Annotated in this window: 9 protein-coding genes and 1 pseudogene; 6 read left to right on the top strand and 4 right to left on the bottom strand. The window is 37.7% G+C overall.

From position 1 onward, the window contains the following. Positions 1-489 precede the first annotated feature (489 nt). From IQ228_RS15265 to IQ228_RS15255, 3 genes are all read right to left on the bottom strand, one after another. Entirely contained in the window at positions 490-1,257 is a 768-nt protein-coding gene (locus IQ228_RS15265; RefSeq protein WP_193963391.1) for a hypothetical protein, read from the bottom strand. A gap of 546 nt (positions 1,258-1,803) precedes the next feature. Beyond that, a complete protein-coding gene (locus IQ228_RS27185) occupies positions 1,804-1,929 on the bottom strand; it encodes a hypothetical protein (protein ID WP_255549979.1) in 126 nt (41 codons plus the stop codon). 317 nt (positions 1,930-2,246) lie between these two features. After that, positions 2,247-2,705, bottom strand: a complete 459-nt coding sequence (locus IQ228_RS15255) for an NADAR family protein (protein WP_027401513.1) — start codon at positions 2,703-2,705, stop codon at positions 2,247-2,249. Positions 2,706-2,864: 159 nt separating this feature from the next. On the opposite strand from IQ228_RS15255, the gene IQ228_RS15250 reads away from it, so the two are divergent. From IQ228_RS15250 to IQ228_RS15225, 6 genes are all read left to right on the top strand, one after another. Next, positions 2,865-3,491, top strand: a complete 627-nt coding sequence (locus IQ228_RS15250) for a DUF4129 domain-containing protein (RefSeq protein ID WP_193963389.1) — start codon at positions 2,865-2,867, stop codon at positions 3,489-3,491. 157 nt (positions 3,492-3,648) lie between these two features. Next, entirely contained in the window at positions 3,649-4,722 is a 1,074-nt protein-coding gene (locus IQ228_RS15245) for a DUF4350 domain-containing protein (RefSeq protein ID WP_027401514.1), read from the top strand. A 156-nt stretch (positions 4,723-4,878) separates the two neighbouring features. Continuing rightward, positions 4,879-5,832 (top strand): MoxR family ATPase, encoded by a 954-nt coding sequence (locus IQ228_RS15240; protein WP_027401515.1) that lies wholly within the window; start codon positions 4,879-4,881, stop codon positions 5,830-5,832. 82 nt (positions 5,833-5,914) lie between these two features. Then, the gene (locus IQ228_RS15235; protein ID WP_027401516.1) at positions 5,915-6,112 is read left to right on the top strand and encodes a hypothetical protein; all 198 of its coding nucleotides are present in this window, start codon (positions 5,915-5,917) and stop codon (positions 6,110-6,112) included. A gap of 79 nt (positions 6,113-6,191) precedes the next feature. Next, positions 6,192-7,511, top strand: coding sequence for a DUF58 domain-containing protein (locus IQ228_RS15230; protein ID WP_039199819.1), 1,320 nt, complete (start codon positions 6,192-6,194; stop codon positions 7,509-7,511). A 59-nt stretch (positions 7,512-7,570) separates the two neighbouring features. Further along, on the top strand, positions 7,571-7,897 hold the full coding sequence (locus tag IQ228_RS15225) for a DNA-binding protein (protein ID WP_027401518.1): 327 nt from the start codon (positions 7,571-7,573) through the stop codon (positions 7,895-7,897). 107 nt (positions 7,898-8,004) lie between these two features. Here the strand turns inward: IQ228_RS15225 and IQ228_RS15220 are convergent. Then, positions 8,005-8,484, bottom strand: a pseudogene (locus IQ228_RS15220) (stage II sporulation protein M); the annotation flags it as partial. Positions 8,485-8,620: the final 136 nt, after the last annotated feature.

Raw genomic sequence — 8,620 nt, 5'->3', positions numbered from 1 at the left:
CTACCCCCCCTCTCTTCTCCCCCTGCTTGCCTTCACCCGTCATTTTCGGCTTCACAGACTACTAGGACTTACAGCAGAATTCAGGAGGTAGGGGCGCAGGTCCTGCGCCCAATCAGGAATTAAGAGTAAAACCCGCTTGCTGTCCGGGGTAGAATTTAGATTCTGTACCTCATTAATTTGCAATTTGCTGTAAGTAATTGGACAAAAATATTTGGTGTTGCTGATTAAGGGTATGAATTTTAGTCTCACGCAAAGGCGCAATCACGCTTCGTGATCTCGAAGAGTAGACGCACTGAGGTCAGAGCTTTAAAGGTTTAATTTGGGAATTTCATACCTTAGTTCAGCAACGCCAAATATTTACAGTCATTGCGAGCGAAGGGAAGCAATCACAACCCTTGGAATTGCTTCATTTCACTGCGTTCCATATGGCTAACGCCACGCTGCGCTAACGCAATGACATTGTGTAATTAATTCTGTCTCACTACTTATTTAAAATAATTTGAATTTAGCCAATTGGTTTTCAATCATTCCTGTCAGCATTTGCTTGAGTTCCGTACCATTTTGAAATTGTAAAACCTGCTGGGTAGGTAAATCAAAAGGAAACTGTCCTACCAAGTCTGGACGTTGCATTTGCACCAGCAAAATTTGTTCAGTCCGTTTACTGTGGATAGCATAACCCATTTCGACACAGACATGAGGACTGGGAATTAGTTGATTTGTTTCCTGACTGTCAATGCTAGTTATGGCAGTGGTATCAGCAATAAATAATAAACTCTTACGGATTTTTCTCATGCTGGCGCGATTTAAACGCAAACAAGCATTTTTTGGACGAGGTGATTCTACTAAAGTTAGGGGAAAATGCGATTTTTCATTTATACTTTTCAAAGTGGTAAGCAATTCTTCTCTAAGGAGATCATTAGCTGTCCCATATTCGGTTTGATAACAGAAATATATTGTCGGATCTAATTGGGCTAATACAGCCTGTTTAGTAAAATAAATCTCATGACTAATCAAGTCAATGTTAGCTACAGAATATCCACCGCTGCCTTCAATATAAAACTCAATATTTTCTCCTTCTAAATATCGCCCAAACCAAGTTGATGTTTTTACTGCGTCGCTATCCTCTAAAAAGTCTGCTCGCAATCCTGATTTTAATAAGCTTTTTTTACTCAGCCGAATATCTGGAGGACGTTTTTCCAGTTCTGTAATCGGTTCATAATCCGGTAGATACCACGCTTTGAGCGCAATAATTGACATAAGGCGCTATTTTCAATGTCTCTTTCTATTTAATTCTAGTCCAAAATTACAAACAACAACACCCAAACATCTACTCGCCTGTTGATTTCCTCTTCTCGTTGATCCTAGCCAGGGATGTACTACCTTTCACCAACTTGACAAACAAGTGATGGAAATCAGTCACAGCGCCCTCTGATCTTCAGTCATGTGAGGAAATATCAGCTTTCGCGTCGGGTGTCGTTGTTCGTTGACGAGACAGATGTAAATTAAACAGCGCTTTTACCTCTTATTTAACTTGTGGTTTCTCTCTTCTTTCTCTCTAGCTGTCGTATCTGCCAGGGAAGCTATACCTGCTTCAATTATTAGGATAACAGCTTTAAATTCGATGGGACATTTTTGCAATTAAACTTTACTAAATAAAAAACATAAGTTTGATGAAAACCTATATTTTTGGGAATTACACACTACTTTTAGCAGTAATTTTATTTTGATGCAATTGAGTAATTACTCAGGATTTTTTAAGTTTTGAAACAAAACAGATTTCACCCTCATCCACCCTAAAATACCTTAAAACCCTCCTAATGCACGAATATTATCAAGAATGGTAACTTCTCCATAGGGATCGCCCACAGCCCGCATTAAAGGTAAAGCTTGGTTGTAAAAGTCCAGTGCCTTTTGCTTTTCTCGTGACATACTCCACACACTCCCTTATGCCTTGCGGCACGCTTGCGCGAACAGGTGAGTGTGGGCTTCTCGGCGACTCCTCTATGAAGACATTAACCGAGCTTTAAAGCCCTATGCCCTAGGGACTTTTTGAGATAATTTTTAACTTTTTTGATAGGCTGCTTTTCAGCATTTAATTGAGTTACACCTACCCTTGAAAATTATATCAAATATTTGAAAAAAAATCAAGAAAGTGTTCATTCCTCATCGCCTTCCTATCGGGTAGGTGAGAGGCTTCTACTGTTTAAGCTAAACAGTATTTTAATAGGCAAGCAGTATAAAATTTTTCATATTTCCAATAACTGTAACCGTATTTCTGCCCGTACACTCATGAGGATTTTACCGAGGTGATTTTCTCCTGTATGATTTGCACCACATCCCCAGAAATAGTCTGTAGGCGAATTTTCTATGAGCATTTCATCACCTGTGATTAATAATATTTCCCTAATATCAGGATGAGTGATAAATTTCTTGAATACTGCCCTTCGCATCACCTGAGTTTTCACTAATTCCCAATCTGGACGGAGACGACGAGAGGGACAACGTCCTAAAGCAGCAGCTTCTTCAGGGGTAGGAGCAGCGAAGATTAAAGGTATAATCGGGGCATCTGGACTACCAACAAACTTTTGTCCTTGATAATAATGCTCAACAGTTGGCCAATAAGTACCTTCGACATCAATCCCGTGAGGAGAAAAATTAGAAAAACACCCGTATGGCTGGGAAACCTTATAAAAGTAAATAGTCATGCTATTGGAGGAGGTAGGGGTGCAGGGACTGCGCCCAGTCAGGAGGAGTGCTGTAAGGCTTTTGACTTAATTTTTGGACTTCATTCAAGTACATACCGCTATAACATTAGCAAAATCAGTAATGATGTAAATAAATAATAGGTTGAGCCATTCTGTTTTATGACTACAGATGCTTTTGAACAAACAAATTGGGTGTGGCAGTTTTCCTTATTCCAACAGCAGGTAGGAGAATGGGTAGAATACCAATTTTCCAGATTTGAAACCACCTTACCAGAGTTGCCTCCTGGCTGGTCAATCAGTCCTTGGTTAAATGAATTACTAACAATCCTATTTTGGTCAGGATTGGGTTTGTTCTTGGTATGGGTAGGTTGGCACTTATGGCAAGAATTTAATCCTTATATCTATACCTGGCTGAAGGCGGTGAGTAATGCTAGGGGTTCTAGAACCAAAGCTAATTCCAGAGAAACATCCATTACCCTGTTATTAAGCCAAGCTCAGGAATTTCAACGGCAGTATAATTATAGAGAAGCCTGTCGTTGTGTTTATTTAGCAATGTTACAACAATTACATGAACAAGCGATCGCTCGCCAACAACCCAGCCGCACAGACGGAGAATATTTGCAATTACTCAAATCCTCCGTCACCCTCCTCCAACCATATCAAACATTAATAACCATCCATGAACAACTGTGCTTTAGTGAGCATGACATTTTAGCAGAAAATTATCAACAGTGTTGGCAAGCTTATAGAAAAATCCAGGAATCATTAGTCAGGAGTCAGGAGTAAAAGTTTCTTTTAAGGGACTTCCAAATAAAAATATGTCCCAAAACTAAGGCAAAAACTCTCTCTATTTCTTCTCTCTCTGTGTTCTCTGTGCCTCTGTGGTTCTTTTGTTCATTTATTGGGATAATTTTTTTTTGGAAGTTCCTAATTCAGATAAATCATGAAACGCAATCAGCGCGTTGCTTGGTTAGGTGCGATAGTCTTAGCCGTGATTATTTTACTTACCACTATAGCAGCCCCCAACACCCAAATAACTAGTGGTTCTACTTATAATCGCGGCCCTGATGGCTATGGTGCATGGTATGCCTTTATGCAAGACCAAGATATCAGTATTCAACGTTGGCAAAAACCATTTAGTGATTTACCAACCACAAAAAGCCCTATTACCTTATTACAAATTAATAGCACTCTTCAAGAAATAGAAATATATTCAGAACCAGAAGAATGGGTAAAAAAAGGGAATAACCTCGTAATTTTAGGAATTAAACAACCAGTAACAGCAGCAGTATTTGGTACACAGCAGCAATCACCCTTTGGAAACATCAAGATTGATACCCGTCGCCGATATCATACTTCAAAAGCAGAACAAGTCATATTAGGAGACAAATTTGGAGCAATAATTTGGCAGAAAAAATCCGGTAAAGGCAAAGTAATTTTAGTAACAACACCATATTTAGCTGCTAATGCCTATCAAGACAATGACAGTAATTTTAAATTATTAGCAGATTTAGTCACTAAAAATAGTCAAAAAGTATTTGTAGACGAATATATACATGGCTATAAAGACAAAGATATTCAGAAAAAAGTAGGAGAAGATAGTATATTCAATTACTTCGCCAAAACTCCCCTATTACCAGCCTTTATCCAGCTAATTGTCCTATTATTGGCATTAATTTGGGCAGAAAATCGCCGCTTTGGTAAACCAGTAAACTTAGAAACACCCGTTATAAATAATAGTCAGGCTTATATTCAAGCTTTAGCGGGAGTTCTCCACAAAGCAGAATCTACCGATTTTGTCGTGGAAATGTTGGGGAAAGAAGAACAAATACAACTGCAAAAAGCTTTGGGTTTGAGTCAAATTCCTGTAGACAATCAGGTTTTACTAAAAATCTGGGAAGAACAAACAGGGAATAATACAGAAAAACTTAATGCAGTATTACAACTACAATCACAAAAACGCCGAATAAGTGAACGAGAACTGATAAGCTGGTTAGAGAAATGGCGTAATTTGTGAAAATAATTAAACGCAGATGAACGCAAATAAACGCAGATAAATACGGATGATTATGATTCTGTGCAGCTTTAGATAAATTTGGTATAGGTCTTTTGATGAATATGATATTTCTCGAAATCTTTTTTTATTCCTTTTTTTTGTGAGTGATTGATAAATATGAGTGAAACTAATAATTCGGTTTTAATTAACCTGGGAAAAGCAATTAATCAAATAGTTGTTGGACAACCTACTTTGATTAAACAGACATTAATTGCTTTATTAGCAGGTGGACATATTATTTTAGAGGGAGTTCCCGGCACAGGAAAAACATTATTAGTCAAAGTATTGGCACAATTAATAAAATCTGATTTCCGTCGTATTCAACTAACCCCAGATGTTCTCCCGTCAGATATTACAGGGACAAATATTTTTGACTTAAATACCCGCGATTTTACTTTGAAAAAAGGTCCCGTTTTTACAGAAATACTTTTAGCCGATGAAATTAACCGCACTCCTCCAAAAACCCAAGCTGCACTTTTGGAAGCAATGGAAGAAATGCAAGTTACCCTCGACGGTGAAAGTTTACCATTACCTGATTTATTTTGGGTAATTGCTACCCAAAACCCTTTAGAATTTGAAGGAACTTATCCTTTACCAGAAGCACAATTAGATCGGTTTTTGTTTAAATTAGTTGTAGATTATCCAGAACAAGCAGCCGAAAAACAAATGTTATTAAATCGTCAGTCTGGGTTTACTGCAAAACGTACAGATATTGCTAACTTAAAACCTGTCACTACAGTAATTGATATTTTGCAAGCTAGACAAGCTGTAAAACAAGTTCAGGTATCAGAAACAATAGTTGATTATTTATTAGAAATTGTCAGAAAATCCCGTCAATATCCTGATTTAGCTTTAGGTGCATCTCCTCGCGCCGCCGGTGCTTGGTTGCAAACTTCTCAAGCCGCAGCTTGGTTATCAGGAAGGAATTTTGTCACTCCAGATGATGTAAAATCAGTGGCTTCACCCTTATTGCGTCATCGGTTATTATTGAAACCGGAAGCAATGCTAGATGGTTTACAAATTGATGCAGTGGTTGCAGCAGTAATTAATCAAGTTCCAGTTCCTAGATAATTCATTGATAATCTCATGTTGAACACGACTCTTATCACAAGAATTACATTCCCTAAAGAGACAAGGATAGTTAATAAAAACCATGAATGATTCAGCATTTATTATCTTTATTATTTTTGCAATAATTTGGCTTTCAATGGCAACTGCATCTGTAATTATCTTCTTAAAGTCAGATGGGCAAAAAATTCATTTTGGCAAAACCGGACTGATTATTTCTATCTCTATTATTCTCCCAATTATTATGGCTCTGAGTTATGCAGCATTTAAGGGAACATTTTGAAATTTCCCTAATAGTCTAGTTGCAATTCGTCACAAAATTGACCGCATAAGTCAGTATTCATAAATTCATCCTTGATAATATGATTCCATCCAAAAAAGTTTATTTTTTATTAATTGTGGGAATATTTATCTCCCCAATTTTATCTATGATTCTGGGAATTTATCAAACTATAATCATAACTTGTTTATTTGATCTTACGGTTTTCACCTTCATGGTAATTGATGGTTGGGGAATGAAAGCAAACCGCGTAGAAATTACCCGCGAATTACCATCACGTTTATCTATTGGTAGAGATAATTCAGTTATTTTAAAAGTAAAAGCTGGAAAAATTGATGCAGTTATTGAAATCCACGATTATTACCCACAAGAATTTACTGTTTCTACAACCACAGTTACAGCTAATATTAATGCTAATCAAAGCCAGGAATTAACTTACACAGTTTACCCGAATCAACGAGGAGAGTTTTCTTGGGGAAATATGCAAGTACGACAGTTGGGAATTTGGGGGTTTGTGTGGCATGATTGGCAAATTCCCCACAGTACACAGGTAAAAGTATATCCTGATTTAGTGGGATTGCGATCGCTCTCCATTCGTCTGACATTACAATCATCAGGTTCTATCCGCAAAACTCGGCAAATGGGTATAGGCACAGAATTTGCAGAATTACGAAACTACCGCAGCGGTGACGATTTACGCTTTATTGATTGGAAAGCCACTGCTAGACGTGCCTACGGTAATACAGGACCCCTCGTTAGAGTTTTAGAACCAGAACAAGAACAAACATTATTGATATTACTAGATCGTGGCAGACTAATGACAGCCAAAGTTCAAGGTTTGCAACGATTTGATTGGGGTTTAAACACCACATTGTCCCTAGCATTAGCAGGATTGCACAGAGGCGATCGCGTTGGTATTGGTGTATTTGACAACAAAATACATACGTGGATACCCCCGGAACGAGGACAACATCATCTCAATCAACTCATTGATAAACTCACCCCCATTCAACCAGAATTAATAGAATCTGATTATTTAGGTGCAGTTACCCACGTCGTCAAACAACAAACCCGCAGGGCTTTAATAGTCATCATTACCGACTTAGTTGATATCACCGCTTCCTCCGAACTTCTCCTAGCCCTCACCAGACTCGCACCCCGTTATTTACCCTTTTGCGTCACCCTGCGAGATCCTCAAGTTGACAATTTAGCACATACATTTACCGAAGATGCCACACAATCCTATATTCGCGCAGTTGCAATAGATTTATTAGCACAAAGACAACTAGCATTTGCCCAATTAAAACAAAAAGGAGTATTAGTTCTTGACGCACCAGCAAATCAAATTTCCGAACAATTAGTAGATAGATATTTACAACTTAAAGCCAGAAATCAGCTTTGAAGAGAAATTAAGTATAGCTTGTTAGAGTAAGCCACAAAATAAGAGAAGAGGTAGTTATTATGGCACTTACCAGAGATTTTACAGAAACTATTAACGCAAGAGTCCAAAGAGATCCTGAATTTGTAATAGCTCTCCTGGATGAAGCTATTTCTCTTTTCCTCAATGGTGAACCAGAAACAGCAAGACTTATTTTGAGAGATATTGTCAACGCAACAGTAGGTTTTGAACAGTTAGCAATTGAAATTTCTAAACCAAGCAAGAGTTTACATCGGATGTTATCAGCAAAAGGTAATCCAACAATGGATAATTTGACTGCTATTTTCAATGTTTTGCGAAAAAAGTTGAATGTTAATATTAATGTTCAAACAACGGTTATTTACTCTTAAAAACTGTGTTATATAGCAAATACATTACCACTACAAACTGTTATGTATGGAGATATGCCCTGTATAGATAAGTTTATGAGTGAAGTTGCTGCTAGTAAAAGCTGAAATTATTTTTTCTTCCGACTACAATACCGCACCAAAACCACAAACAAACCCATCCCCACCAAATATTTAATTGGATCTGGAACAATCGGATTTGGAGACAAAAAACCCTCAATTAAACCAGCAACAACCAACATCGGCACAATCCCAAAAACCAATTGTACAGCCAAAGAACCGTAAAATTTCAACGCATCACGGCGGCGATATTTACCAGGAAATAAAATTGCCCTTGCCAGCAACAAACCTGAACCTCCCGCAAAAAATATCGCAGGTAATTCCAAAGCACCATGAGGAAATACAAACGCCCAAAACGGGTAAGCCAGATTATTTTGAGCAACTAAAGCACCAATCGCACCAATTAATAAACCATTAAATACTAATAAATAAGTTGTATATAAACCGGCTGTAATTCCTCCAGCCACAGCCCCAAAAGATACAGAAATATTATTCATCATAATATTACTAGAAGCTAAAGGTTCAATTCCGTTCTATAACTATAAAACTTACCCAAAATTACCAAAGTCTAGACACATCTGGACAGCGATAATCTTAGTGTTTATTTCCTGCTTCATCGTGGTCTTAGAATGACTTCTAAGAGGTTTTTCCACTCGACAGACAATC

It is taken from the genome of Dolichospermum sp. LEGE 00246 (assembly GCF_015207865.1).
GTDB lineage: Bacteria > Cyanobacteriota > Cyanobacteriia > Cyanobacteriales > Nostocaceae > Dolichospermum > Dolichospermum heterosporum.
This window is presented reverse-complemented; position numbering and strand designations above follow the sequence as displayed.